The 26,887-nt window shown below is 61.9% G+C and carries 28 protein-coding genes; 21 read left to right on the top strand and 7 right to left on the bottom strand.

The window, feature by feature from the left end:
* Nucleotides 1-4: 4 nt before the first annotated feature.
* A complete protein-coding gene (locus ACP156_RS23430; protein ID WP_425053776.1) occupies nt 5-1,057 on the bottom strand; it encodes a hypothetical protein in 1,053 nt (350 codons plus the stop codon).
* Nucleotides 1,058-1,283: 226 nt separating this feature from the next.
* Between ACP156_RS23430 and ACP156_RS23425 the strand changes: the two genes are divergently transcribed.
* From ACP156_RS23425 to ACP156_RS23385, 9 genes are all read left to right on the top strand, one after another.
* Nucleotides 1,284-2,165: a recombinase family protein gene (locus ACP156_RS23425; RefSeq protein WP_425053775.1), complete on the top strand. Its 882-nt coding sequence runs from the start codon at nt 1,284-1,286 to the stop codon at nt 2,163-2,165.
* Between the two features lie 134 nt (nt 2,166-2,299).
* Nucleotides 2,300-3,493, top strand: a complete 1,194-nt coding sequence (gene repA / locus ACP156_RS23420) for a plasmid partitioning protein RepA (RefSeq protein WP_425053774.1) — start codon at nt 2,300-2,302, stop codon at nt 3,491-3,493.
* Complete coding sequence (gene repB / locus ACP156_RS23415) at nt 3,477-4,406, top strand: plasmid partitioning protein RepB (RefSeq protein ID WP_071974350.1); 930 nt, start codon at nt 3,477-3,479, stop codon at nt 4,404-4,406. Before repA ends, repB begins: the two co-directional genes overlap by 17 nt.
* A 213-nt stretch (nt 4,407-4,619) precedes the next feature.
* Nucleotides 4,620-5,831, top strand: coding sequence for a plasmid replication protein RepC (repC, locus tag ACP156_RS23410; protein WP_425053773.1), 1,212 nt, complete (start codon nt 4,620-4,622; stop codon nt 5,829-5,831).
* A gap of 180 nt (nt 5,832-6,011) precedes the next feature.
* On the top strand, nt 6,012-8,180 hold the full coding sequence (locus ACP156_RS23405) for a ParB/RepB/Spo0J family partition protein (protein WP_425053772.1): 2,169 nt from the start codon (nt 6,012-6,014) through the stop codon (nt 8,178-8,180).
* Between the two features lie 99 nt (nt 8,181-8,279).
* Nucleotides 8,280-8,753: a hypothetical protein gene (locus ACP156_RS23400; protein WP_425053771.1), complete on the top strand. Its 474-nt coding sequence runs from the start codon at nt 8,280-8,282 to the stop codon at nt 8,751-8,753.
* A gap of 388 nt (nt 8,754-9,141) precedes the next feature.
* Nucleotides 9,142-9,306, top strand: coding sequence for a hypothetical protein (locus ACP156_RS23395; RefSeq protein WP_008335988.1), 165 nt, complete (start codon nt 9,142-9,144; stop codon nt 9,304-9,306).
* 254 nt (nt 9,307-9,560) lie between these two features.
* Nucleotides 9,561-10,613, top strand: a complete 1,053-nt coding sequence (locus ACP156_RS23390; protein ID WP_425053770.1) for a hypothetical protein — start codon at nt 9,561-9,563, stop codon at nt 10,611-10,613.
* A 755-nt stretch (nt 10,614-11,368) separates the two neighbouring features.
* Nucleotides 11,369-11,773, top strand: coding sequence for a single-stranded DNA-binding protein (locus tag ACP156_RS23385; protein ID WP_425053769.1), 405 nt, complete (start codon nt 11,369-11,371; stop codon nt 11,771-11,773).
* Nucleotides 11,774-11,837: 64 nt separating this feature from the next.
* Here ACP156_RS23385 and ACP156_RS23380 read toward each other — a convergent pair whose 3' ends face one another.
* The 3 genes from ACP156_RS23380 to ACP156_RS23370 form a co-directional block, all read right to left on the bottom strand.
* Nucleotides 11,838-12,287, bottom strand: a complete 450-nt coding sequence (locus tag ACP156_RS23380; RefSeq protein ID WP_425053768.1) for a DMT family transporter — start codon at nt 12,285-12,287, stop codon at nt 11,838-11,840.
* On the bottom strand, nt 12,284-12,763 hold the full coding sequence (locus ACP156_RS23375; protein ID WP_425053840.1) for an N-acetyltransferase family protein: 480 nt from the start codon (nt 12,761-12,763) through the stop codon (nt 12,284-12,286). Before ACP156_RS23375 ends, ACP156_RS23380 begins: the two co-directional genes overlap by 4 nt.
* A 132-nt stretch (nt 12,764-12,895) precedes the next feature.
* Nucleotides 12,896-13,513, bottom strand: a complete 618-nt coding sequence (locus ACP156_RS23370) for a helix-turn-helix domain-containing protein (protein WP_425053767.1) — start codon at nt 13,511-13,513, stop codon at nt 12,896-12,898.
* Between the two features lie 126 nt (nt 13,514-13,639).
* On the opposite strand from ACP156_RS23370, the gene ACP156_RS23365 reads away from it, so the two are divergent.
* The 11 genes from ACP156_RS23365 to ACP156_RS23315 all read left to right on the top strand — a co-directional run bounded on the left by ACP156_RS23365 (nt 13,640) and on the right by ACP156_RS23315 (nt 19,910).
* On the top strand, nt 13,640-14,839 hold the full coding sequence (locus ACP156_RS23365; RefSeq protein WP_425053766.1) for a DUF932 domain-containing protein: 1,200 nt from the start codon (nt 13,640-13,642) through the stop codon (nt 14,837-14,839).
* A gap of 107 nt (nt 14,840-14,946) precedes the next feature.
* Nucleotides 14,947-15,570, top strand: coding sequence for a LysE family translocator (locus ACP156_RS23360; protein WP_425053765.1), 624 nt, complete (start codon nt 14,947-14,949; stop codon nt 15,568-15,570).
* Nucleotides 15,571-15,701: 131 nt separating this feature from the next.
* Nucleotides 15,702-16,220 (top strand): DNA repair protein RadC, encoded by a 519-nt coding sequence (locus ACP156_RS23355; RefSeq protein WP_425053764.1) that lies wholly within the window; start codon nt 15,702-15,704, stop codon nt 16,218-16,220.
* A gap of 99 nt (nt 16,221-16,319) precedes the next feature.
* Complete coding sequence (locus tag ACP156_RS23350) at nt 16,320-16,811, top strand: DUF6878 family protein (RefSeq protein WP_425053763.1); 492 nt, start codon at nt 16,320-16,322, stop codon at nt 16,809-16,811.
* Nucleotides 16,812-16,821: 10 nt separating this feature from the next.
* A complete protein-coding gene (locus ACP156_RS23345) occupies nt 16,822-17,199 on the top strand; it encodes a DUF6915 family protein (protein ID WP_425053762.1) in 378 nt (125 codons plus the stop codon).
* 1 nt (nt 17,200) lies between these two features.
* Nucleotides 17,201-17,398, top strand: a complete 198-nt coding sequence (locus ACP156_RS23340) for a hypothetical protein (protein WP_425053761.1) — start codon at nt 17,201-17,203, stop codon at nt 17,396-17,398.
* 77 nt (nt 17,399-17,475) lie between these two features.
* Nucleotides 17,476-17,895, top strand: a complete 420-nt coding sequence (locus ACP156_RS23335) for a hypothetical protein (protein ID WP_425053760.1) — start codon at nt 17,476-17,478, stop codon at nt 17,893-17,895.
* Nucleotides 17,888-18,532 (top strand): antitoxin of toxin-antitoxin stability system, encoded by a 645-nt coding sequence (locus ACP156_RS23330; protein WP_425053759.1) that lies wholly within the window; start codon nt 17,888-17,890, stop codon nt 18,530-18,532. The genes ACP156_RS23335 and ACP156_RS23330 overlap by 8 nt, the downstream gene beginning before the upstream one ends.
* Nucleotides 18,533-18,597: 65 nt before the next feature.
* Nucleotides 18,598-18,999, top strand: coding sequence for an MbcA/ParS/Xre antitoxin family protein (locus ACP156_RS23325; RefSeq protein ID WP_088671242.1), 402 nt, complete (start codon nt 18,598-18,600; stop codon nt 18,997-18,999).
* Nucleotides 18,996-19,697: an RES family NAD+ phosphorylase gene (locus tag ACP156_RS23320; protein ID WP_425053758.1), complete on the top strand. Its 702-nt coding sequence runs from the start codon at nt 18,996-18,998 to the stop codon at nt 19,695-19,697. The genes ACP156_RS23325 and ACP156_RS23320 overlap by 4 nt, the downstream gene beginning before the upstream one ends.
* A gap of 36 nt (nt 19,698-19,733) precedes the next feature.
* A complete protein-coding gene (locus ACP156_RS23315) occupies nt 19,734-19,910 on the top strand; it encodes a hypothetical protein (protein ID WP_425053757.1) in 177 nt (58 codons plus the stop codon).
* Nucleotides 19,911-19,992: 82 nt separating this feature from the next.
* On the opposite strand, the gene ACP156_RS23310 is transcribed toward ACP156_RS23315, so the two are convergent.
* The 3 genes from ACP156_RS23310 to ACP156_RS23300 form a co-directional block, all read right to left on the bottom strand.
* A complete protein-coding gene (locus ACP156_RS23310; RefSeq protein WP_425053756.1) occupies nt 19,993-20,910 on the bottom strand; it encodes a nucleotidyl transferase AbiEii/AbiGii toxin family protein in 918 nt (305 codons plus the stop codon).
* The gene (locus tag ACP156_RS23305) at nt 20,900-21,712 is read right to left on the bottom strand and encodes a type IV toxin-antitoxin system AbiEi family antitoxin domain-containing protein (RefSeq protein WP_425053755.1); all 813 of its coding nucleotides are present in this window, start codon (nt 21,710-21,712) and stop codon (nt 20,900-20,902) included. The genes ACP156_RS23310 and ACP156_RS23305 overlap by 11 nt, the downstream gene beginning before the upstream one ends.
* Before the next feature lie 306 nt (nt 21,713-22,018).
* On the bottom strand, nt 22,019-22,315 hold the full coding sequence (locus ACP156_RS23300) for a hypothetical protein (protein ID WP_425053754.1): 297 nt from the start codon (nt 22,313-22,315) through the stop codon (nt 22,019-22,021).
* A 177-nt stretch (nt 22,316-22,492) separates the two neighbouring features.
* On the opposite strand from ACP156_RS23300, the gene ACP156_RS23295 reads away from it, so the two are divergent.
* Nucleotides 22,493-26,887 (top strand): strawberry notch-like NTP hydrolase domain-containing protein, encoded by a 4,395-nt coding sequence (locus tag ACP156_RS23295; protein ID WP_425053753.1) that lies wholly within the window; start codon nt 22,493-22,495, stop codon nt 26,885-26,887.

Here is a 26,887-nt window from a genome sequence, read left to right as displayed (position 1 = left end):
CGGTTCAGGCCGACGCCCGCCACACCCTGAACCGCCCCTGCCCTGTGACTTCATGCACAAGGCCTTCCGCTTCCAACCAGGCGAGGTTTCTCTGAATGGCTGCGCGACTGGCGCCCGTGAGTTCCTCGGCCATGGGCGCGGTCACGAGTGGCCAATCGCGCAGGACAGAGATCAGGCGCGGCGGGGTGCGTCCCGACAAACGCGAGGAGCGCGCGATTGCGCGGGCTTCCCACGCCTCCAGTTGATCGATCTGTCGCATCGACCCGATGATCCCTTGCTCGGCCGCCTTGAGCCACCTTCCCAGCCGCTCCTCGGGATCGGCTCCGCGCAACCCCCCTGCCCCGCCGATCTGCAACGGCGCGAACAAGGCCCCGCCTTGCCCTTCAGCCCCCGACAGCCTTGCCGCGACGACCGCTCCCTCGAGGACATCGCCCTCCGGGCCGATCCCGGTCAATGGCCACAGGTGAAATGCGAAACACGCCCTAACCAAAGGGTGCAGACTGGACGTCAGGCCCATGACCGCGTTCCAAGCCGCGACTTTCTCCGTGAGCGGTTCGACGCCCTCCACCTCGTGCCGACCCAGAAAGCTCGCGAAGTCCGGTTCCGGTCCAGGACCTCCTGAAAGCCGCCGGAACGTCCAAGCTGCACGCTGGAGATCTGAGCTGTCTTCACCCGTCGCGCCCAGGCGCATCGCCTGCCAAAGCCCCAGGCGATCGACCGATACCCGGTCGCCTGACATCCAGCTGAACTCGGAAGACGCCAGGAGGGCCAGCCGATGCCGCCACCCCTCAGGCCCGCGGGCCAAACGGTCATCCAGGGCTCCGAACCGGGCAGCCACGCGCGCCAACCGCAGGGCCTGAGATGCCTGGGCGGCTTCCCAATCCGCGACCAGCGCACGTTCATCGGGCTCCGCCCGGGGCAGCGGCGACAGGAAGTCGGGTTCGTCTTCGACCGGACCCGGCAGGAACCAGAGGTCTTCTTCCGATGGCGCACCGTCATAGGGCCCCTCGGTGTCATCCTCCAATTCCTCTGGAAAGACGGACTGTTGCGGTTTCATATGTGCAAAATATGGTGCTTTTGCACAGCACCCAAGCGAAATCTTGGGGTGCCGCCTATAACTCTATATAGAAGGCAACCGCGCCACCCTGTCTGAGTGTTCTCGTGGCGCTCGGCGCAAGGAAACCAAGGGGTTTCTAACGAGCGCCACCACAGAGCCGCCCCTTGCATCCGTTTTCAAACGGTCATTTATTGGTGATATGTAAAATTGCAAACGGCCGGTTTTCATGTCCCTCATAGGCTATGCTCGCGTATCGACGGAGGATCAGACCCCCCTGCCCCAGTCGGAGGCCCTTCAATCTGCGGGTTGCGTAGAGATCTTTGAAGAGCACGCCTCAGGTGGCAATCGGGCGCGGCCGGTGCTCGCGCGTGTGATCGAACGCGTCAAGAGCGGCGATACGCTGGTCGTCGTGCGGATCGACCGACTTGCGCGGTCTCTGTCGCACTTGCTAGAAGTGATCGAGCGCCTGGAGGCCAAGGGGGCCTTCTTCCGCTCGCTCCATGATCCGATCGACACGGCATCGCCGCAAGGCAAGTTCACCTTGCAGGTTCTGGGCGCCGCGGCGGAGTTCGAGCGCGCCCTGATCCGCGAACGCACCAAGGCGGGGCTGGCCTCGGCGCGCAGCAAGGGCCGGATCGGCGGCAACCCCGGTCTGCGCGCCCGTGATCCCGCGGCGCTGCGCAAGGTGCGGTTGGCACGACAGGACGGCTACATGGAGCGCTTGAACGAGACAGCGCAGGATTGGGTGCCCCATGTGCGCCGCTTGCGCCCCGTTATGGCTTGGGAAGACGTCCTGCGGATTATCAATGGCCCCCTGCCCCGAGATCGTCATTGGACCCAAAGCCGCCTGCTCCGCGCCGTGAAAGCATATGTGCGCGACGGCTTTCTGCCTGATGAAGTTCTTGGCCGCGCTGGACGTCGCGAAACTGACGATCGCCTGCCTGCGATTGTCGCTGCAATCAAAGGTGCTGACCCCGAGATCACCCTGCAGGCAATCTGTGACCGACTGGAATCCATGCGTGAGCGTACCCCTCGCGGTCGCACCAGCTGGCAGCCTTCCTCAGTCAGAATGTTGCTGGAGCGCGCTGAAAAACTGGGGCTCCTCTAAAGGCGGCACTTGTGTTGGCCTAACCGATTGCCACTAAATCTAGAAAGTGCTTGCACGAATCTGGTTGGTCGGGCAATAGTCTCGAAAAATAACGCGCGGTCACATAAAAAACGCGCCCACGGATCGGGGCAGACATGAGAGAAGTAGAGCAGGATCTAGACATCGCCATCGGGCACTACGCGGAACTTCTCGCGTCAAACCTGCATGCTCAGCGCGCTGCCCACTTCCCGCCGGATGCAAAGAAGGTGATGCGCACTTTGACCAGCGGCGAAGCTGCTGAGCTCCTTGGCGTCGACCATACCTATCTTCGGAAGCTTCATCGAGAAGGAAAAATTCTTGACGTCGAGACGACGGCGGGAAGTCATCGCCGCTATACGCTCGACGATATCTGGGAAATCCGGCAGACGCTTGAAGGAAACGCAAAAAAGTCTGGAACTTACGTGCCTGGGCGTCGCGACGGTGACGAGCTTCAAGTCATTTCAGTGGTGAACTTCAAAGGCGGGTCCGGCAAAACGACGACGTCTGCTCACCTCGCTCAGCGCTTGGCGCTCAAGGGGTACAGGGTTCTTGCGATCGATCTCGACCCCCAAGCATCTTTTTCGGCTCTTCATGGAATCCAGCCGGAACTTGACCTTATGGAGGGCGGAACCCTCTATGATGCCGTTCGCTACGACGATCCGGTTCCGATCGCCGAAGTGATCCGCAAGACCTACATCCGCGGCCTTGATCTTATCCCGGGCAACCTTGAACTCATGGAGTTCGAGCACGAGACGCCTGCTGCTATCCAGCGAGGCGGAGCGAAAGCGTTCTTCGCGAGAGTTCATGACGCACTCGATAGTGTCGAAGCGAACTACGACGTTGTTGTGATCGACTGCCCGCCGCAGCTTGGTTTCTTGACGATGTCAGCACTTTCCGCGTCCTCGGGTGTCCTCGTGACGGTTCACCCGCAGATGCTTGACCTCATGTCGATGTCCCAATTCCTGCGAATGACCGCGGATCTCCTGGGAGTGATCAGGGATGCAGGCGCAAATCTGCGCTTCGATTGGCTGCGCTTTTTGCCAACGCGATACAAAGTCGGCGACGCGCCACAAACCGAAGTCATCGCTTTCATTCGCGGACTGTTCGGGAGGTCGGTCCTGACCAATCACATGGTTGAATCGACCGCAATTTCTGATGCCGGCTTGACTAAGCAAACGCTCTACGAAGCTGACAAGAAGGACTTCACGCGTCAGACGTTTGATCGTGCAATCGAATCCATGAACGCAGTGAACGATGAGATCGCTGAAATCATCCAGAACACATGGGGGCGGAATGGCAAGAAAGCCTAAACTTGGCCTGCCGCTGCAGACCCTTCGCAACGCTCCTGACGCTCTTGAAGGGCGCCGACTGCGTGGCGGTGTATTTGAGATCGATCCGGCGCAGATTATTACCGAAGGACGATTGGATGACAGGCTTCAGATTGAAGTTGAGGGCCTGAAGAATTCAATCTCCAAGAACGGTCAGCGTGTGCCTGTCTTGGTCCGCCCACTGGAAGGCGATCGCTACAACCTGATCTATGGCCGCAGACGCCTGGAAGCATGTCGCGAGCTCGGTATCAAAGTTCGAGCCATCGTCACGGAAGTTGATGGTGATCAAGCGCTTCGAGATCAGCTTCTCGAGAACCAAGAGCGTCGTGATCTGAGCTTTATTGAACGTGCGCTTGTTGCGACGGCGCTTCTGGACGGTGACCATTTGGAAGGGGCTGAGCGCACCAATCGAGGTGTCGCCGAAGTCCTTAACCTCCACGAAGCTGGGGTTTCACAACTCTTGAGTGTCGTTCGGACGGTCGGCGAGGAACTCATCCAGGCAATTGGTGCGGCTCCCGGGATTGGTCGCCCGAGATGGGAAGAGCTCAAAAAGGCCTTGGGTGCCTACGACGGTGATCGAGACCAACTGCAAGCCGTAGCTCATGCAGCCAAGTCCGAAAGTTCCGGCTCGGTCGATGAGGTTTCTGAGCGTGCGTTTCTCGCAGTTCTGGCAGCTGCGAAGAGCCCAGAGAAGAAAGCAAACCCGTCTAGAAAGGGCGTGCCTGCTTTGGCGATCCCCGGTGTCGGAGCTGCGACGGTCAAGACCGGTCGCCAAGGCAAGCAGCTTAAACTCGATCTGACTACGGATGAACCTGATTTTATCAGCTGGTTGGAGGGCAATGCCCCAAAGCTGATTACCGAGCTTCATGAGCGCTGGAAGCGTTCAGGAGACTGAGGAAGAGCAACCAACAAGAAGGAGGCACGATACAGGCAAAAAGAAAAAGGCCCCGAGAAGCTAGCTTCACGAGACCTTTGTAAGGTTTCGCACCGGGATCAGCCCGCTACAAAATCTCAGTTTTCGCACTTCTGAATGTAGCGTTCTGGCCCCTACCCCGCAAGCGCAAAGCGATTCGCGGGCCGCAGAAATTTTGCCTTCGTGAACGTTTTCATGGAGTACACACCGATTTCGCCGTTTATGCGGCCGATCTCGCACGCCCATCTGCGCGTGATCGAGCGACCCGAGGCATCTGTTCCGGGCAGACCCGTCAACAAGTGGGAACTCCTGCGCGAGCTCTCCAAGGCGCAAGCGGCCTTTGGCGTGTCAGAACGTGATTTGACTGTTTTGCAGGGGCTCCTCAGCTTCTTTCCAGACGATGCACTTGGCGGGAACGCCGAGATGGTAGTCTTCCCCTCGAACAAGGCGATCTGTGAGCGCCTGAATGGTATGCCCTGCTCCACTATGCGTCGTCACCTCGCGCGTCTTGTCGAGGCTGGTTTGCTCCAGCGGCGTGATAGCCCCAATGGAAAGCGCTACGTCCGCAAGCACGGCGAAGAGCGCGTCGCCTTTGGGTTCGATCTTTCCCCGCTCTACTGCCAGTCCGAGGAGATAGCACGGGCCGCAGAGGCCGTACGTGAGGCTGAGGAGCGCGTCAGGCGTCTGAGAGAGGTTGTAAGCCTCATGCGGCGTGATCTCGCGGCCCTCGCGGAGTTCGGAGACGAGATGCAGCCAGGCCTAGGCATCTGGGACCAGCTTCGTGACAAGGCTATCCTCACAGCGCGCGCGCTTCGCCGCAAGCTTTCAATTGAGGACCTCGCGGCCTATCGAGCCGATCTTGAAGCTCTCCTCGATCAGGCACGCAACATCATTGATGGCTCTGAAACAGAAGAAATGAACACCAATGATGCTCGATCTGATCGTCACCATCATAATTCAAATAAAGAATCTATAGATCTTGAAGCTGCTTTAGAAAAAAGCGGGGCGGTGGCCGGCGTGCCAGATGTGGACAGGGATGGGCCCGTGGCTGACGTCGATGAACAGGACACAAGACACCTGCCAAAGATCCCGCTGCACCTGGTGATCGCGGCATGCCCCTCGCTCAAGACCTTCTACCAAGGCGAAATCCGGCATTGGCACCAGCTTTTCGATGCGGCATGCCATGTGCGACCAGCCATGGGGATCAGTGCATCTGCATGGGAAGAAGCGCAGCGGTTCATGGGTCCGGAGCAAGCGTCGATCGTCGTTTCTGCCATGCTGGAACGCTTTGAGGACATCAGATCGCCTGGTGGATACTTGCGAGCTCTGACTGCCAAAGCTGTGGCCGGTGAGTTTTCCTGTGGGCCGATGGTCATGGCATTGATTGGACGACGATCTGCAGCTTAACAGCTGTTAAGGTTGAGAGACTGCGTACTGTTCCGCCACCTCGGGACTGACGACTTAACAGCTGTTAAGGTCCTGTCTCGGGAGTGTCAGAACAGGAGAGGGAAAGGTTTGTTGGTTGGAGGGGTGACGGGAAGTGAGATCGGAAGAGTGGCTTCCGGCGCCCGTCGTGGAGAAGATCTGATGGCGAAATCTGCCCAGAAAGTCACCCTGTCCCCGTCCCGGGACATTCCCTTCGACAAGCTCGTGCTGAGCCAGTCCAACGTCCGGCGCATCAAGGCCGGCATCTCCATCGAGGAACTGGCCGAAGACATCGCCCGCCGCGGGTTGCTGCAGAGCCTGAGCGTCCGGCCCGTTCTGGCGGATGATGGGTCCGAGACCGGCAAGTTCGAAATCCCCGCTGGCGGTCGGCGCTTCCAGGCATTGTCGCTCCTCGTGAAGCAGAAACGCCTGGCCAAGACGACGCCCATTCCCTGCATCGTGCGGGATGCCAATTCCACGATCCTCGCCGAAGACGACTCTCTGGCTGAGAACATGCAGCGTGCGGCCCTGCACCCGCTCGATCAGTTCCGTGCCTTCGTGGCGCTGCGGGAGAAGGGACAGGGCGATGAAGAGATCGCGGCCGCCTTCTTCGTCACGTCGCAGGTGGTCAAACAGCGCCTGAAACTCGCCGCCGTGGCCCCTGCCCTGCTCGAGCTCTATGCCGAGGATAAAATGACGCTGGAGCAGTTGATGGCCTTCACGGTCAATCCGGACCACGAGCGTCAGATTCAGGTCTGGGAGGCGATCAAGTCGTCCTGGAACAAGGAGCCCTATCAGATCCGGCGTATGCTGACGGAAACCTCGGTACGCGCCTCTGACCGTCGGGCCGTCTTTGTCGGGGTCGAGGCGTACGAGACGGCTGGTGGCACCATGTTGCATGACCTTTTCCAGGGCGATGACGGCGGCTGGTTGGAAGACCCAGCCCTGCTCGATCGTCTGGTCAGCGAAAAGCTTCAGGCTGAAGCCGAAGCCATTGCGACCGAAGGTTGGAAGTGGATCGAGGTCTCGCTCGACCTGCCCTATGGCTACAGCCACGGTTTGCGGCGGCTGAGCGGCGACCCGGCGCCGATGACGGATGACGAAGGCGCCGCCCATGCCAAGCTGCTTGCCGAATACCGAGCGCTCGAAGAGGAATACGAGGGCCAGGATGAATTCCCCGAAGAGATCGACGTGCGACTTGGCGAGTTGGAAGTCGCGATGGAGAAGCTCGAGGCCCGGCCGCTGATCTTCGACGATGAGGAGATCGCACGGGCAGGGGCTTTCGTGACGCTTGACCGCTATGGCGAGCTTGCCGTTTATCGGGGCTTTGTCCGGCCCGAGGATGAACCTCGGCAAGATGCCGACGTCCACAGCGGTGAACAGGCGGCAGACGGGCAGGGCGTTGAGCTTTCAACGGGGAGCAAAGTGGATGGTATCGGCCATGGCACGGTGATCACCTCTGCCGGTCAATCGCTTGGCGCGAACATGCCCGACGACGAGGACGATGGTGCGTTGAAGCCCTTGCCTGAGCGGCTGATCATGGAGTTGACGGCGCACCGGACCTTGGCACTGCGCGAAGCTGTCGGTCGCTCACCTGACGTCGCGTTGACGCTGCTGCTCCTGAAGCTCGTCAACGACACCTTCCGGACGTCCAGTTCGGCCGGCAGCTGCCTCGAGGCTTCGGTGCGTCACGTCTACATGTCGGCGCAGACGAGCGATCTGAAGGACAGCGTGGTGGCCAAGCTCGTCGACGATCGTCACGCGGAGTGGGAGGCCGACCTGCCGCTCGGCGACGATGTCGCTCTCTGGGATTACCTGGCTTCCCTCGATCAAGGGAGCCGGCTGTCGCTGCTCGCGCATTGCCTCAGCTTCGGGATCAACGCGCTCCATGAGAAGGTGAACCCCTATGGTGCCGGTATCTCCGCCAGCGGTTTGACCAAGCGGATGACCCAGTCCGACTTGGTCGCACAGGCGGTCGATCTTGACATGGTCGAGGCGGGGTGGGAGCCGACGGCCGATACCTACCTGAACCGCGTGCCCAAGGCACGGATCCTCGAGGCCGTGTGCGAGGCAAAGGGGGAGGGGACGGCGCAACTCCTCGATCACTTGAAGAAGGGCGAGATGGCGACCGAAGCCGAGCGTCTGCTGAAAGGTAGCGGCTGGTTGCCAGAGGTTCTTCGCCGTCACGACCTGGTAGCACTCGACGGTGCGGAAGGGCAGGGGGCGCCTGAGCTCGTTTCCGACTCCGACCAGGCCGAAGATGTCGATCTGCCCGCCTTCCTTACAGCGGACTTGCCGAGCAATGAGGCATCGATGATGGCTGCCGAGTGATCCGCGCCATCCGAGGGCGGGGAAACCCGTCCTCAATCACATAAAAGGTAACAATATCAATATGATGAATGCAAATAGACGCATTCAGGATGAAGAATCATGTCTGCAACCACCATTCTCGACACCGCGCCCCTGGGCGCGCTCATTTGCTACACCGACAACAGTCCGAAACCGCCTGCGCGGTTCACGAAGAAACTCGCGGCTTGGGAGCGCTCGAACGGCGTTGGCCGTCTCGTCAAGAAGGAGCCGCCACGACCCTATCCGACCTGGATGGCGCCGGCGTCGTTCACGCTGCACGAGGGGAACTTCTCCTCGGACGGGGTCATACTCGTGACGATCATGCGGACCCATTCGGCGGATAGCGCCTTGACCTTCGAGGTAGCAGAGGAACCGAAGCCCGGACAGGTGCGCGTCCTGGTGGATTTTGGCGGTTGCACGGAACTGCTCCACCTGGCCGAATCTGTCACGGCTGCCGAACTCTGGATCGCCAGAGAAGGCTATCGCAACGCGCGGCTGGAGATCGTCGGCAGCGAGGACGGGGATAGGGCAGGGGACGCGGAACTTGCCGCCTGAGCCTACGTAGAACCCAAGGGGCCCGCCAAAGTGCGGGCCTCTCACCCATCACGACCCTGTCCCGCGAGATCGCGGGGCACCAAAGGATCCAATTCAACACGGAAGGAGGTCTTCTACCAAATGTCTGCCCGGGAGGCTGGCAGCGATAGCATCAGCGGAACATACGGCTCCAGTCAGCGGCCGCACCATCCCCCGCTCGCCATTCCCTTCCTTGCCCCGAATCCCGTCTTCGAGATCAACCCGCGAGGGGTCGGACTACGGGCGAACCCGTGCCGCCGGGTGGATTCGGACGAGCCGAACGCACCCGGTGATGTCAGCCAGTCTTCGGGCCTGCGGGGTCCTGTCGCGCGGGGGATGGTCCTCCGCCTCCAAGACAGGAGCCAAACAGATGTCCCGCAAAGATGCTCACGCCTTCGCCGCTTCCCTCGCCGCCACGCTCATGGTCTCGATCGTCGTCTTCCAGGCAGGAGATGGAACCTTTGGCGCCGTGCCCGCCGATGAAATCGACGGAGACGAGGTACAGGTGGTGGGTGAGATCGACCCGTGGGCGTAAAGCCCACGGGGTCGAAGACGGCTCGGGCTCGGAGCAAAGCTCCGATCCGGGCCTTTCGCCTGTCCACCGTTCCGGCCGACCGGCTGGCTGAGCCGACGATGGTCGGCATGCCTTTGCATTAAGAAAACAAGCTCGAGTGTCAGCCAATCTGGCTTTGCCCAGACATCAGCGGTCAATTGCAGTGCAATGAAGGCAGCTTGAACATCGTCAGGGTTCGTCGGAAACTGCGTTTTATTTGGTTCAGGTCACGTCGCATGCTCTACAAATCATTGATTTCCTTATACGGTTCATCGCTTGCGGGCAAATCGGCTCCTGCTGACGACCTTGTTTGGCACTTTGCGCCGTCCGAGGATCTGAGGCTCTTTCGCGAGTATGCGCTCGATGCCCTGCAGCAGGCGAAAGTGTACCTGCTCGACCATATGGCTGCAGCCTATGCCGATACGCTTCATGACGCAGTCGCCAAGCAGGCTTCGGAAACCGGTCTTCCCGCAATGGCCATTCTGGGTGAGGTGAAGCTCCCCGCCGACGTTGTTTGGGTCGAATTCGACGATCGAGAGCTGGGTGTCGCGCGCTTTGAACGGGCTTCACCTGTAACGAGACATGACGACAATCCCGTAGGCACTGGTCTACGCGGCTATCTCATCGATGATCGAAACAATTGCCACTTGCGCATCACGATGTTCCATCGCCGCGAGAATTCGCGGGTCGTCGATCCAATCTGCGCTTTGCTCGTGAAGCGAACTCCGACAGGCGAGTTGAACTACGACAACGTCGAAGTCGAGTTGAGCCGTTCCATGGTCGAATTCCGTGTGCGGAGCGGTGATACGATGGAAATGATCAACGGTCGGCGCACGGTGCACCAAGTTGAAACAGGTTACGATCTGTTCATTCCCTACGCGCTCTTCGCGATGCTGGTTTCCCCAGACTTGGGTGGCATCATTCCCACGGAAAACGAGACGTTCACGACCAAGGATGCAAAGACCGCTCGAAAGTTCGGGAAGTCCTGGATTCTGGGCGCGCAGAAATCCCATCTTACAATCCGCATTGGTCCGCAGGCCGCGGCTCACATGCAGGAGCGGCAGGCTCGCCTTGAGTTCGAGCGTCAGGTCCAGGATGGGCGAAGTGGCCCTGTTCGCCATTGGGTGAGCGAACATGAGCGGCGCTATCGCAGCGGTAAGGTTGTGTTGGTGAAGGGGCACCACAGAGGGCAATTGCCTGCGCCTAATCTGCCAACGCGTGTGATGGGGCCAAAACCCGAGGCAACGATTTTCGAGTTGGACGCAGTTGATCCGTCCAACCCAGACTGAAACCGGCGTTTTCCGCGCGGCCATGTCGTCGGCCGTCAATCTATCGCCGCCACATCGACGAACAGCCGTAGTTTTCGGCCGTGACCGGACCAGGTCGGTGCCAAGAGCTCAGGTTGCCGGAAGTCCGACGATACCGGCGCACAAGCGGTTTCCACTCTCCCCGATCAGTTCGGCCAGGAAGTGGTCCATACCTTGGCGATGGCTTCCGCCTTGGTGCAACCTTTCGCCATCTGCCAAACCAAGACCGTGGAGCATGCCCCGGCGACTTCCTTCTGCATTTTTTGTACGCGTTTTGCGACAGCGTCCCGAGATCGCTATCAGCTGTGGGGTGTGGTCCGTGTCCGGAACATTCCGGTATCGATAGCCCGCCGCGGCAAGGCCCTGCATTTCCCAGCGGGGTAGGGCAGGGGGACGAGAGCCGGTGATCGACATTTGCGCCGCTCTGGGTGGTGCTGGGCTTTGGGTCAAACAGTCCCGATTGGCAAGGCGACATGGTCTGGCATGGGCTCCCCGCATCTCTCTGTCTCCTGGGCCATCCCTTCGACTGACAATCCCCTAATCCCGTTCGGTCTCCTGCGCGCAACCCCGCGTCAGCCCGGGCCGTGTTGGCCGCTTTTGGCGTCCTGCCCGCTCCACCCCGGTCCTCTGGGGGTTTCCGGCGTCCGTTCCGTCCACCGTGCACGTGTCACCCGACGGGCTTTTTCAGGGTCTTGTCGAAGGGACGGTCCCGAAGACAGGAAACACAGGAGCTTATCATGCAGAACATCGTCATCCTCGCCGGCAACATCGGTCAGACCCCCGAAGTCCGCACCACCCAGAGCGGCACCAAGATCTCCAATTTCAGCCTCGCCACCTCGCGCCCCCGCCTCTCGGAGGGCCGTGTGATGCGCGACGAGAACGGCTACCGGGTCATGGACACCGAATGGCACCGCATCACCTGCTTCAACGGTCTCGGCAAGACGGTCGCGGAGCACTGCGAAAAGGGCATGAAGGTCCTCGTCCACGGCCGCATCCACTACACCAAGTGGATCGATAGCATGGGGAACGACCGCTACGGCAGCGAGATCATCGCCGAGAAGGTCGACTTCCTGAGCCGCCCGAAGTCGGCCGAGAACGAGAACCCCGAGCTGGTCGACCGCGACGACGAGATCCCGTTCTGAGAACGGGGTCTCCCCCTCAGGCCCGGCGGGGAAACCCGCCGGGTTCGGGACTTCCATTCGGGTATCACCGATAGCGCGACACGATCAGGATCGTGCCCGCAACGAGAAGCGCTACCCCGATTGCCGCTGGCAAGATGCCATTCGATGTCAGGCTGTTAGAGCGGGACATGTCCCACGCAAGACCGAACAGCAATTGGCTCGCGACGAGGGTCGCGATGGTCGGCGCGGCTCCAACGCTTTGATAGCCCGTGATGCTGGCATAGACGAAGAACGTGCCCAAAATCCCAGGGATAACGAACCAGAGCCGAAACATGCCCGCGATTTCATTCAGCCCGCTCATCCCGGTCTTGCGCAATATCAAGGCGGATAGCAGCACCAATCCCACAGCCGAATTCATCAGAAGTGCTACCAGCACTGAGGAGGCCGCCCCGGTGATCTTGGCCATCAGCAAGTTCTGTACGATAAGCGCTGCGCCCGCCGCCACAAGAAGGCCCAGAGTGATTCCAGCTGTCATTGCTTGGATGGACGATCAGGATCCGCCCGTTTGTCGAGCGTGAGCTGCAGGAAAGCCAAATCCAGCCAACGGCCGAACTTCGTGCCGACCTGCCGTAAGAGGCCCGCCTGTTCGAAGCCGAGCTTTTCGTGCAGTCGGATCGAGCCGGTATTGCCTGCCTCGATGCCGGCAACCATCACGTGTTTGCCAATGTCGCGGGCGCGCCCGATCAGGGCCTCCATCAGCGCCTTGCCGATCCCGGCGCCGCGCTGGTCTGAACGGACGTAGACCGAATGTTCGACGGTGTGGCGATAGCCGTCCCAGGCGCGCCAGTCGCCGAAGGAGGCATAGCCCAGCACCTTGTCGTCATCCGAGACGGCCACCATCACCGGGTATCCAGCCGTGCGCCGATCAGCGAGCCAGGCACGTCGGTTTTCAACGTCAATTTTGGTTTCGTTCCAGATCGCCGTCGTCTGTTCGACGGCATCGTTGTAGATCGCCGTGATCCCCTCAAGGTCACGGTCTTCGCATCGCGAATCTGCATGGTTCAGCCCTCTGCGGCACTATGATTGCCGTAAAGTCTAATATAGTGGACTTGTTGTCAATATCTTATCATGCGCCAACTGGCGTCATCCATCGCGCAGGACTGCCACGGCGTAGGTGCAAGGTTCGTTGCCTTCATTGCGAAACACGCAGTCTTCAGGTGGCCCGAGATGCAGGCAGTCGCCAGCGTGAAGCTCGTGGCGGACGGGCCCTTCGGCAAAGACTAGGTCACCCGCCAGAACCCAGATCAATTGCCGGATGAAAGCGTAGGCCGAGGCGGGCATCGGCACTTCCTTGCCAGCCGGAAGGGTGACCTCTACGAGATCGAGCGGCATGTCGGACTTGGGTGAAACCTGGCGCCGGATGTAACCAGTTTCGGGATCGGTCCAGACCGGCTGGTCGTCTTTGCGGAGTAGGTCGCCTCCTGCTGCTTCGGCGCGCGCGAGCAGGGTGGACATGCTGAGGCCGAAAGCACCTGAGAGCTTGCCGAGAAGATTGGCGGTCGGGGAGCTGTCACCGCGCTCGACCTTGTGGATCATGGCGCGCGAGACCTTCGCCCGGTCGGCCAGTTCGGTGAGCGACCAGCCGCGGGTTTCGCGCTCGGCGCGGATGCGGGCGCCGATCCGCAGATCGATATCATCATGCAACATCCCGTCACTATAGTGGACGAGGGTGTGCCTCAGCAAGGTGTACGCAACCTCCATCGGAGACCAGATCGTTCCTCAAAGACCTGGCATGTGGGGTTCGAGAGGCAGAGCGAGGTTGGTTCCTTTCGTGACGGGTCGAAGGCTGGGAGAGTGGCTCCCGGCGCCCGTCGCGGGAGATAGCCGATGGGCGTTGTGGAAGTTTTGGATCCGGTTCAGCCGGTGCGGGCTGGTGGCTGGAAGGTGGATGTGAGCCGAGGCGAACGGAACGGGCGGGTGTCGTCCGAATGGTTCAACCGGCCCGATGACGAGCGGTATCTGTCGCTCGATGACCTCTGGGCGAGCGTGAAGGGTCGGTCTGAGCGCAGCCGCAGCCGGGTGGTGCAGACGGCCGACATCCGGGTCGAGGCAACGCGCGACAGCGCCGAGCGATTGCACCTGGTCCTGCCGAAGGGGGATGAACCGGTTGCACCCACCCATTGGGCCTTCGGCCAGCTCGCCAGCATCGTCGGTGCCCCGGCGTCCTACCTGCGTCAGCTGCCCGCGCCGTTGGCGGGCATCAACCTGCAATACGGTCTGACCAACCACCGCGCCGATCAGGTGAAGACCTTCGAGACGGAAGATGGCCGCACCGAACTACGCGCTGTGACGGGCCCGGACTATGGCCGCATCCATGACTTCGAGCTTGTCGAGGCGGTGCAGCGCATCGCGGGCAATGGCACGGGCGATACGCGCTGGAAGGTGCCGGGTGCGCTCGACTGGTCGACCGGGGTCTACAACCCCGATGTCGAAATCAGTCGCGACACGACCACGCTCTACGCCTCGGACCGCGATGTCTTCTTGTTCCTGGTCGACGATCGCAATCCGATCGAAGCGGGCAAGCTGGCGGACGGCTCGCCCGACCTCTACTTCCGGGGATTCTACTGCTGGAACTCCGAGGTGGGGGCAAAGACCCTCGGCATGGCGAGCTTCTACTTGCGGGCGGTGTGCCAGAACCGGAACCTGTGGGGCGTCGAGGATTTCCAGGAGATCAAGATCCGCCACTCGAAATACGCGGCCTCCCGCTTTGCACATGAGGCGGCGCCGGCGCTGACGCGGTTTGCCAATTCCTCGCCGCAGGGCTTCGTGAACGGGATCAAGGCGGCGCGGCAGCAAGTCGTGGCGCGCAGCGACGAGGACCGTGCGGATTTCCTGCGCAAGCGGGGCTTCTCGAAGGCCGAATCCGGCAAGATCATCGAGAAGGTGTTGATGGAGGAAGGCCGCCCGCCCGAGAGCATCTTCGACTTCGTGCAGGGCATCACGCGGCTTGCCCGCGACAAGAGCCAGCAGGATGCGCGCCTCGACATGGAAGGGCGCGCCAAGAAGCTGCTCGACAGGGTTGGTTGAGTATATGGCCGGAAGCGCGTTTCGACGTGGTTCCGGCGCTCTCTTTCAGGCATCTTTCCGGAGGATCGCCTGCGTGTAATGAATGAAAGTAATGAGAAGAGTATTGAATGCTTGATTTAGTTGGTTTGGGTACGGTTGCCACGGCGTTTTTCGTAGCCGCTGCGTCGCCGGGTCCCGCAACAATTGGTGTTGCCACAGTTGCCATGAGTGGCGGAAGGGCACGTGGCCTGCGGTTTGGCATGGGCCTGTCTGTAGGTCTGTCATTCTGGGGGCTTGTAGCAGCCACGGGGCTTGGAGCGATCTTGCAGGCCTCGGTTGTGGCCTTGACGATCCTTAAAATTGTCGGTGGGTTGTATCTTCTATGGCTAGCCTTGGGAGCCGCTCGATCGGCTGCCAAGAACGAAGGGGCAATGCCCGAGGCTGAGGGTGCGGGAAGCGATTTCAAGCGTGGCTTGCTATTAAACCTTTCCAATCCGAAAGCCGTTTTTGCATGGATGGCGACCCTGGCGCTTGACCTCTCAGATCGCACAGGAACATCGCAGGTCGCCCTTTCAACAACCCTTTGCATGGCCCTTGGGGTCGCAATCTACTCCTGCTATGCCATTGCGTTTTCGACACTGGGTGTCATGGGCGTCTACACCAGAACGCGACGGGTCATTGAGGGCGCGATAGCAGGGCTGTTCGCCCTTGCAGGGCTAGGACTCATTCGTTCTGCCATTGTCCGTCAGTGATCTGAGTCCGACAGTCCGGTACATGAATACGCAACTGCCGTCCCCCCCCCTTCCGAGTCAGAGGGGGGCGGTTTGGTCTTTGACGGTTTGAAGCGGAGAGAAAGGCTCTCCGCACCGTCGGAGATATGCCCATGTTCGACCTTCCTCTCCAAACTCAGCCGGAAACACAGAAGACAGGTTTGCCGCCGAGCTTCCTGACCGTTTTTGTAGATCAAGACTTACCGTTTGCTCTCACGACGGCTTGCCATGCGCCCGCGGCTCTCATGTCTGGGCAGGCACACCCCAAGGTACTGGAGCGGTTTGCCACGCTGGCCGAGGCCATGCAGGGGGCAATCGTTCACGCCGAAGATATCACTCCTGAAGACACTCCGCGCATCCTGGCAATCCTCGATCGGGAGGGCCGCCTCGTTCTGGCCGGGGCTGTTCATGATGGCGGGGTCGCATGGTGCCACCCGGTCTCGGATGCCGCCGAAGCCCGCGCCGTCGTGTCCGAGGCCAGCCAGACCCGCGCGCAGGCCATGCGGGCGGCCGAGTGGCATGAACATGGCCTTGCGCGACGGCTGCGGCACCACGCCGACCTTCTCGATGCCCGTCTTGTCGATCCGCTCTGGCGTGTCTTCGCGTCTCGCGCCCTGCAGATCGCGGCGTGACGCCCGAGAGTCAGAGAAGGGCAGGGGAGGATGTGAGCCTACGAGGACGAGAGAGAGAGCCTCGGGGTTCAGATCCTTTCCCTCATTTCGGAGTTTCCAATGTCTAAGATCGAACCCACACTGGCCGCGCCTATGGCGCCGTCCAGGATTGATTTTACCGCCATGCTGGCTCGGCAGGCCGAGCGTGACGAGCGGATCGCAGCTTTGCGTCCGGCCAACAAGGAGCGCCTCTTCGATGGCCTGACTGCCGCGGGCATCACCCATGTGACCGTGAGCTTTGACGGCTATGGCGATAGCGGCCAGGTTGAAAGTATCGAAGCCTACGCTGGCGACGCCGAAGTCACTTTCCCCAAGACCCAGATCGCCTATGCCGCATTGACCTGGGACGACCCGGAGGTCGAGATGCGGGCGCTTTCGCTCGAAGATGTCTTGGAGCAACTGGCCTACGACTTGCTCTCCGACACCCATGGCGGTTGGGAAAACAACGACGGGGCCTACGGCGAATTCTGCTTCGACGCGAGCGCTCGCTGCATCCACCTTGAGTTCAACGAGCGCTTCACCTCGTCCGAACTCTACACACACGATTTCTGAGGGGGCGGCGATGGCACATCCCTATCACCACGCCCTGTCCTCGGTGAAGAAATGGGGCGGCACGGTCGACGACTTCATGGCTGTGCATTCCTGGTTCGATCAGAGCAAGGAGATCACAGCCGACTTTCGGCATCGGGCGCTGCGCCACCATGCCGAGGGCATCTTCATGGCCGAGACCATATTCGGCCAGACCGTCACGCTCTCGACCGGGCGCATCATCCCGACCCGGTGGGTAGGCGAACAGCATGTGAAGGAAGACCTTGGCTTCATCCCGAGCTTCGCCGATTGGGTGAAGGCCATTCGGCCCGAACCCTGGATGGGTCGGACCGAACGGATCGAGGCACAGGTCGATCCGCATCTCGCCTCGCCCGTGGTCGAGGTCACGTGACATGGCCGATCCAGCCTATCAGCGCCTCGGCTTGCCCGAAACGGCTTCGCCCTACGCCGTCCTGCGGGCGGCGGTCCGGACGCTGCACCCCGACACACGCGCCGTTCGCGGCTTCCGGGCAGCACGCAAGCGCTTCTACCGGCAGATGCTCTGCGTGCATGCCGCGCGACAGACGGCGGGCGACAGACCCACCGGCTGATCGCACCCAACCACCCCTTGATTCCAACACAACGCCCGGCCACTCGGCCGGGTCTTCCCCTTGTTCAGGAGGTCTCCATGGCGGATTACTTCACCCACTTCTCATGCCTGCTCGACGTCGGCAGCCCCGACAAGGCCGCCCGCGCGCTCGCGCTGTTTCAGGAACTCCGCGCTGCGGATCAGGACGCTGACGACCCGGAGGTCGCGGGCTTCGACCTCGCGCGCCAGGACGCGTCCGAGGGCAGCACCCTCTGGTTCCATGACGACGAGCACGGCGATGTCGAAGCCGTCATCCGCTTTGTGCTGCGCCTCGCGGAAGAGCTCGACCTCACCGGTCTCTGGGGCTTCCAGTATGCCCTCACCTGCTCCCGACCGCGCCTCGACGCCTTCGGCGGTGGCGCGCATGCCATCGATCTCGGCGCTCGCAAATCCATCGGCTGGACCAGCACCCAAGAATGGCTGGCGGGGGCACTGAACGGGGAGGACGCCGATGCCTGAGATGATCTGCACCACCGTCTACCAGTTCCCCGAACTCTCTGATGCCGCGAAGGAAAAGGCGCGCAGCTGGTATCGCGACCTCGGGCCTCACGACGACTGGTGGGACGCGGTCTATGAGGATTTCGAGCGGGTCTGCGAAATCCTCGGCATCCGCCTGAAGGCCTCCCCCGTCCGCCTGATGGGCGGCGGGACGCGGGCCAAGCCCTGCATCTGGTTCTCCGGCTTCTGGAGCCAGGGTGATGGAGCTTCGTTCGAAGGCTACTGGTCCCACGCCAAGGGCGCCGCCGCGCGCATTCGGGACTACGCGCCCATGGACGCGACGTTGCATGGCATCGCCGACCGGCTGCAGGCCATTCAGCGCCGGAATTTCTACCAGCTCGCCGCCGAGGCCAGCCACCGCGGCCGCTACTACCATGAATACACCATGTCAGTGGACGTCTCGCGGGACAGCGTGACCTGGCAGCCGCCGACCGAGGACGCGCAAGAAGTCGTGACGGAGGCGCTGCGAGATCTGGCCCGCTGGCTCTACCGCCAGCTCGAGGCGGAATACGACCACTTCACCTCGGACGAGGCCATCGAGGAGGGGATCATCGTCAACGAGTATACGTTCACGGAAGGAGGGCGGCGGTTCGGGTAACAGAGATCAAAGCGTAAGGTTCATTTGATCTTTACAGTAAGTCCATATGAACTATATTGAGGCCAATGGAGGACGCCATGTATGTCGCAGAGAAAATTCGGGAACCCGCACAGGTTAACGCCGTCGCGTTGAAAGCTTATGCCCGCGTGGCCGATGCCTGGGGTCTCAGTCTCAAGGAAGCGGCTGGCCTTGCCGACATGTCGGAGAGCACATGGAAGCGCGCCAAGAAGCCGGATTTCGCGGGAGAGCTCACCAAGGACCAACTGCTGCGGCTCAGCGCTGTAATTGGCATCTTCAAGTCGCTCGAACTCTACTTCTCGGAGCCTCTGGCAAGAAGCTGGTTCACCCGACCGAACACCGGTCCGCTCTTTGGTGGCGGCCGACCAGTCGACACCGCCATCGACGGGGGCTTGCCGCAGATCCTCGCGGTTCGGACCTATCTTGATGCGTTGCGTGGTGGGGCATGAAGCAGACCGAGATTTCCGATCGCGGTCTCGTTCGTCTCCTGCCTGCCACCTACCACAAGCCACCATCGCTGCGCGGCCTCGTTGATACCGATGACGAGATGGAGATCTTGGCAGAGATCGAGGGCCTGACCAGTGGACGTCTACAGGCCGAACGCGGGCGCAACCCGCATCTGGACCCGCGCGAACTCGCTTGGCAACGCCGCAGCCGCGATCTGCGCATCTATGGAGACAGTCACGTCAATGCCGCCTTCACTTACACCCGCGCCGGCGGAAACCGCTTCAACACCGAGGAGCGAGGTGCCTGGTACTGCGCATGGGAGGTGATGGTTTCTGTCAGCGAAGTGGCCTGGCACCGCACGCGTGAACTCGGCTTTATCGGCAGCTTCCATGACAGCGCCCGCTATGTGGAACTGCTGGCCGACTTCATCGGCGTCTTCGACGACATGACCGATGAGGCAGGTCATCCGGCGCTGCATCCGGATCCGGTTGTCGGGTATCCCGAGGGCCAAAGCCTGGCCCAGCATCTGCGCCGGGGCGGATCCAAGGGCCTGATTTACCCTTCGGTCCGGGCTCCTGCACCGGGCGGGAATTGCCTGGTCTGCTTCGAGCCCCATGCAATTCAGAACGTCCGTCCGGGCGCGTCTTGGGATCTTGTGTGGGATGGGACACCACACTATTCGATTACCGCCGTCGGCTAATCCGCAAAACCGTAATTGCCCCGGAGGCCTATAAGGATGGCAACGCCTGATATCGAAAACCCTGACCGCACCGATCTCAAGCAGATCGACCATGAGCGCTTCTTTGAAGCGATGGACTCGCTGCCTTCGCCGACCGAAGCCCTGCGCTCGGCCTTTCGTCGGGCGAAAACGCGGTCGTTTCAGCGAAACACAGGGCTTGGAAGCGCCGACTGAGTTCACCCGTCTTCGGCGCCTCCCGTCGACGCGATGAGGACGGCCAACGCAAAGCGCCCCTCGCGACGGTGCTGGGCGTGACTCAGCCCAAGAGCTTCAACAAGGCGTCGCGATGCGCGGCATGTTTTTCGGGGTTGTCGCGCTTCAGTTTGTTCAGGTTGAGGAGTTTCCACGTCACGGCCGGTAGGTCAGCGGCTTGCGAGCGGTCGATCGCCGCAAAGTCAGGCTCGCCGTCCTGAAGCGTCAGGAGGAACTGCCTCGCCTTGTCATCGAGCCTCGATTGCAGATCGGCGACCAACTTTAGGCGCGTCGCCAGAAGCGTATCGAGAGGGACGGGTGTTCTGGTCATGCCCTCGAATTCCCGCACGTAGGGTTGCGCGAGATCGATCAGGTTCGGATCGAGAAGCTCATGTGCCGGCCGCGGCGAACTGGCGACATAGATCAGGAATGTGTGGAACAGGTCCTGCGTCAGGCCCTCGTTTTCGTAAAGGAGCGTGACGTCGTAGAGATCCCGGGGATGCTGCCTGTCAAGGGCGGCGTGCAGCTTGCCAGCGAACAGGTCCTCGAACGAGACGATCTGCATTTCGGCATAACCATAGGCATCCTCGACGGCGGCAGAGACGGTCCGGATTTCCGGGTCGTGGACCACGCCCCGGGTCACGGGCGAGGTTTCGATCTTGATCTCGGCATTCCCGAGGCGCGCCTGGAGCCGCGTGGCTCCGCCGCCGCCCCCTTGGATGCGCTGAGATTTCGCGCCGCGGATACCGGTCTCGATGGAAGTCACGATGCGATCCATCGCGGCGTTGATCTCATCCAGGCTCTCGGCGCGGTCCTTGATGGGCAGGTAGGTCAGGTCGATATCGACTGAAAGCCGCGGCAGGTCGCGGTAGAAGAGGTTGATGGCCGTCCCGCCCTTGAGCGCGAAGACGCCTTCGCCCGCGACATGGGGCAGCACGCGTACAAGGAGCGCAACCTGGGCTTCATAGGTCTCACGTGCCACTTTCGGTCTCCGGTTTCACGAAGTCTTCCGGCACCATGATCCGATAGCGCGGGTGGAGCTTGCCGCCCTGGACCAGGGCCCGGTCGCCGCTGCCGAGGTCGAAGGCCTGCGGGTCGATCCGTTTGCGCCAGGGATGATCGTGGCGGTCCGCGAAGACGAAGAACAGGCGCTTGACCTTGATCTTCCGGCACGCCTGCAGGAGGTCGGACAACAGTCGCGGGCGCAGGGTCGTCAAGCTCTCGAAGACCATGTCGAGCGTGTGAAAGCTTTCATGGTGGGGCAACTCGTCCATGGCTTCCAGGATCGCGCGCTCCGGCGTCGACATCGTCAGACTCCAGTCCCACGGCAGGCCAGATTTCTTGCCCTCGATAACGCCCAGCTCCGGATCGGCGAACAAGGAGCGAGGGCGGATAGTGAAAGGGGCATCCGTCGGCAGTTTGACCAGCCAGTTCGGGACCCTGTCCCCATAGACCCAGACAGGAGCGCTTTCGCCGAGGCGGAGGTAGTGGGCATGTCCCTGTTCGCCAAGCGCCGTGGTGCTGCCGACGTGCAGGTCATGACCCATGATGTGCTGCATCGAAAGGATGCAGGTCTTCCAGTCGATGCTGTTGGACGCCTGCATATTCGGGACAGGCCGGCGGAAGACACCACGTGCGATGCGCTCCAGCCAGCCGCGCTTCACATAGTCACGGAAGCTCTCATAGGCGATGCCTTGCGAGACGAGCCATGTCGCATCGACCAGATACCCGGCGGGCACGGTATCCAGTAACTTCTTCAGATTCTGTGACCTTGCAGCGTCCATGATGCCTAAATTGACATATCTTCAAAGAGGCGACTAGCGACTTCTTTGGAAAGCTGAAAGATTCAGTGTTATGAGTGCTCCAAAATCAATATTTTCAAAGAGACTTTAGAGCGGCCTTGGATGGCGACAGCTCCAAACACTGTGGGTCCAGAGATAACCGCAGACCTACGGTGGTTACCGAATGTCGATGCGGGCACCTCCCGGCATGCCGCCGGGACCGGGCCTTGGTCCTGCAGACTGGAGCCTGCCTATGCAGTCTCCCCCCATGCGGGCAACAGTCCCTGGCGCAAAAAAGGCAGGCGGAGGCTACCTGTTCCCGTCGATCCACTTCGACATCAGCCCCCTGTCGCGGAAGCATTCGTCCGGAACGGCGCGCCGTTTGATCCGGGCGAGTTTCTCAGCGAAGGCCACCTGCCTGGACGTGGGCAGCCGGTCCATGTCCGATACTGGCTTCAGCCGGGCCTGAGCTTCGATCCAGGCGCCCAAAGATCGCCGGTCTTGCTGAACTTCCCAGGGCAGGAGGGTCCGGTTGCGCTGCGCGAGCGACCGCGCATAGGCGATCTGCTTGGGCGTTGCGGGCAGGGCGTGCGTGGTGATTTCCATGGGGGAACTCCCTTTCTGGCTTGGCTCTGATTATAGAACATAACGGGAACAAAATCAAGCCAAGCGTCCGGGGTGCGTCGGTTCGAGAGGGAGAGAGGGGCTTGGAAAGATTAGGCCTGAAGGTGCCCGAGAGAGGGTGTCCGGGCCTGATCCTGTCCTTCATTCCGGAGTTTCCCGATGACCCATCTTGCCCCTGTTGCGCAGGTGTCCTTGCCTGCGCCCATTGTCCCGTTGGCAGCAAATCCTGTCCCTGCGATCGTTGCTGTTGCCGAAGCGCTGCAGCCCGATCTGGCGCAAGGGCTTCAGATCGACGCGCTGCGCCTGCGCCGCGAGATGGAACATGCCTTTGGCGGTTCCGATGCGACCGGTGCCTGGGACTGGAAGCTCGCCTATGAGGCGGGCGAGGTGGCGCTGATCCTCTTTCTGCGAAAGTTCGGTCGGGCGCTGCTTGCGCGTGCCGGCTCGCCTGCGGCGCTCTTGCCGATCCTCGCCAGGGTGGCAGGCCTCTTGCCTACGCACACCCGGCGGTCGGAAGAGATGGAGCGCTTTCAGCAATTCAGCACGCCGCTGCCCATGGGCCTTGCGGCTCTGGCAGCCGCGCAGATCACGCCCCGCGACCTAGTCCTCGAGCCTTCGGCTGGCACCGGCCTTCTGGCGATCCTTGCCGAGATCGCGGGCGGCAGTCTTTCGCTGAACGAGCTGGCTGAAACCCGCGCCGATCTTCTTGGCTTGCTTTTTCCGGGCCGACCGGTCACGCGGTTCGATGCCGCGCAGATCGACGATCATCTCGACGCCTCCTCAAGCCCGAGCGTCATCCTGATGAATCCGCCTTTCTCGGCGCAAGCCAATGTCGCTGGTCGGTCGACCGAGGCGACGGCTCGGCATCTGCGCTCGGCCCTCGCGCGTTTGGCCCCTGGCGGGCGGCTCGTGGCCATCACAGGGGCCGGTTTCGTGCCGGATGCGCCTGCCTGGGCCGAGACCTTCGGCCGCCTGACCGAGACGGCCCATCTCGTCTTCACCGGCGCGGTGTCGGGCGCGGCTTTCGCCAAGCACGGCACGAGCTTCGAGACGCGGATTTCTGTCTTCGATAAATGCCGCAGCGGAGAGCCGGGCGGCATCACCGCCGACCTGCGCCAGCCCCTGTCTCCGGACGTGGCGCATCTGATGTCGCGGGTCACTGCAGAGGTTCCGCCGCGCCTCGAACTGGAACAGGCAGTAAATGCGGATCTGTTCCATTCTTCCCTCTTCCCGGGAAGTCCTGCCCGCGCCACTCACACAACCACCAGCCGATCGCGCGCGACCTCTGCGGCTGAAATGGTGAAACCCGAAACGCCGATTGAGGCCGAGGAACTGGACTACGCTCTCCGCGACGCCGCCGAGGACGAGGACGCCGCACGGCTGTCCGACGCGATCTACGAGACCTTCCGTCTGCAGGCTATCGACATCCCAGACGCCGCATCGCACCCGACCAAGCTTGTGCAATCGGCGGCCATGGCCTCTGTCGCACCTCCGAAACCCACGTACCGCCCCAAGCTGTCCCCGGCCGTCCTGCGCGACGGCCTGCTGTCGGATGCGCAGCTCGAGACAGTGATCTACGCGGGCGAAGCGCATGGCGCTTACCTCGCCGGGTCGTGGACCGTCGATGAGACTGGTGACGTGGTCTTCGCTGCACCGGACGATGCCGCTGACACCGTCCGCTTCCGCCGGGGTTTCTTCCTTGGCGATGGCACCGGGGCGGGCAAGGGCCGTCAGTCCGCCGGGATCCTGCTCGACAACTGGGCTCGAGGAAGACGCAAGGCGCTCTGGATATCGAAAAGCGACAAGCTCCTCGAGGATGCGCAGCGCGACTGGTCGGCGCTCGGGCAGGAGCGCCTGCTGGTCACGCCGCTCTCGCGTTTCGCCCAAGGCCGCGACATCCCTCTGACCGAGGGCATCCTCTTCACCACCTATGCCACGCTGCGCTCCGAAGAGCGCGGGGCCAAGAAATCCCGCATCGACCAGATCGTCGACTGGCTCGGGGCGGATTTCGACGGGGTGATCCTCTTTGACGAAAGCCATGCCATGGCGAATGCCGCCGGTGGCAAAGGCGAACGCGGCGATACCATGGCCTCGCAGCAGGGCAGGGCGGGTCTGCGCCTGCAGCACAAACTGCCCAACGCCCGCGTGGTCTATGTCTCGGCCACGGGCGCGACGACGGTCCACAACCTCGCCTATACACAGCGTCTCGGGCTTTGGGGCGGGGAGGATTTTCCATTTGCTACTCGCGCCGAGTTTGTCGAAGCCATCGAGGCTGGCGGTGTCGCGGCGATGGAGGTCCTGGCCCGCGACCTCCGGGCGCTTGGCCTCTACACGGCGCGGTCGCTTTCCTATGACGGTGTCGAATACGAGATGCTGGAACATGCTCTCAGCCCTGAGCAGCGCGGCATCTACGATGCCTATGCCGAGGCCTTCGCCATCATCCACAACAACCTGACCGCAGCAATGGAAGCCGCGAACATCTCCGGCGCGGCCGACGGGCCGAGCGGGTCGGGCACGCTGAACCGCCAGGCAAAATCCGCCGCGAGGTCAGCCTTCGAGAGCGCCAAGCAGCGTTTCTTCGGCCATTTGCTCACCTCGATGAAGACCCCCACGCTGATTTCCAGCATTGAGGCCGATCTGGCTGCGGGCCATGCGGCGGTCATCCAGATCGTCTCGACGGGTGAGGCACTGATGGAACGCCGCCTCTCGGAGATCCCGACCGACGAATGGAACGATATCCGTTGTGACATCACACCCAGGGAATATGTCCTGGACTACCTCGCCCATTCCTTCCCAGTACAGCTCTACGAGCCTTTCACCGACAGCGAGGGCAATCTCTCGTCGCGCCCCGTCACGCGAGACGGCCAACCGGTCGAATGCCGCGAAGCCGTCCGCCGTCGTGACGCGCTGATCGAAAAGCTGGCTTCGCTGCCGCCGGTGCCGGGGGCGCTCGACCAGATCATCCAGCGCTTCGGCACGGATCTCGTGGCCGAAGTCACCGGGCGCTCGCGCCGCATCGTGCGCAAGGGCGAAGGGCACTCGGCACGGCTCATTGTGGAGAACCGGGCCGGAGCCGCGAACCTCACTGAGGCCCAAGACTTCATGGATGACGAAAAGCGGATCCTGATCTTCTCGGATGCCGGCGGCACCGGGCGCAGCTATCACGCCGATCTAGGGGTGAAGAACCAGCGCCTGCGGGTCCACTACCTCCTGGAACCCGGCTGGAAGGCAGATGCGGCGATCCAGGGCCTTGGCCGCACCAACCGCACTAATCAGGCGCAGCCGCCGCTCTTCCGGCCGGTCGCCACCGACGTGAAGGCGGAGAAACGGTTCCTCTCGACCATTGCACGACGTCTCGACACGCTTGGCGCCATCACGCGGGGTCAGCGCCAGACCGGCGGTCAGGGATTGTTCCGCCCCGAGGATAACCTCGAGTCGCCCTACGCCCGCGACGCCCTGCGCCAGCTTTACCGCCGCATCTATCGCGGCGATCTGGCGGGCTGCTCGCTCGGGGCTTTCGAGGATGCCACTGGCCTTGAGCTCACCGATGACAACGGGCTGAAGGATGACCTGCCGCCGATCACGACCTTCCTCAATCGCCTGCTGGCGCTGACGATCGACATGCAGGCCGTGTTGTTCGCGGGTTTCGAAGAACTCCTCGACCAGCGGATCGAGGGCGCCATCGCGGCCGGAGTTTACGACCTCGGGCTCGAGACACTGCGCGCCGAGAGCTTCCGCGTCACGGACGCACAGATCATCTACACTCATCCCGACTCCGGCGCCGAAACCCAGCTTCTGACCATCGCGGAAAAGCGGCGCAACACGCCGACTTCTCTCGCGGACGCTCTCGAGTGGCTCGATGATCCGAAGGCACGCCTGCTGGTCAACAGCCGCTCGGGCCGCGCCGCGGTGCAGGTGCCCGCCACCAGCCTGATGCTGGATGATGGCACCATCGAGCCGCGCCTGCGCCTGATCCGGCCGCTTGATGTCAGCACAGTCCCGGCGAGGATCATGGAGGACACCCACTGGCTCGAGGCCGACCGCGCGGCCTTCTCCGCAGCCTGGACTGGGGAACTGGCCGAGGTGCCGGAGTTCTCCGAAGCCACGCTGCACATCGTGGCAGGTCTGCTGCTACCGATCTGGAAGCAGCTCCCCCAGGATGAGACCCGCGTCTATCGCCTGCAGACGGATGACGGGCAGCGTATCATCGGCCGCCGCGTCCCGCCCGCCTGGATCGCGACCACGCTGGCGAATGAAGCGCCCAAGCTCTCGGCGGCGCAGGTCCATGCCCTCGTTCTGGAGGGAAAGACAGTCGTGCGCCTGTCAGAAGGGATGGAATTGCACCGCTCGCGCGTCATGGGCGCGAACCGGATCGAACTCTCGGGTTTCCCAGAGGCGGCCAAGGACCGGTTCAAGGCCGACGGCTTCTTCTCGGAGATCATCAGCTGGAAACTGCGGCTGTTCTGCCCGACCGACGCCGATGGTGTCGCGATACTGGATCGTCTGCTTGCACGTTGTCCTGTCGCAGGTCTACATGATCGCGGAGGTTGTTGA

The sequence above is a fragment of the Psychromarinibacter sp. S121 genome (assembly GCF_049801035.1).
In the GTDB taxonomy this organism is placed as follows: domain Bacteria; phylum Pseudomonadota; class Alphaproteobacteria; order Rhodobacterales; family Rhodobacteraceae; genus Psychromarinibacter.
The sequence above is the reverse complement of the archived record's forward strand: the minus strand, read 5'-3'. Positions and strand labels throughout refer to the sequence as shown.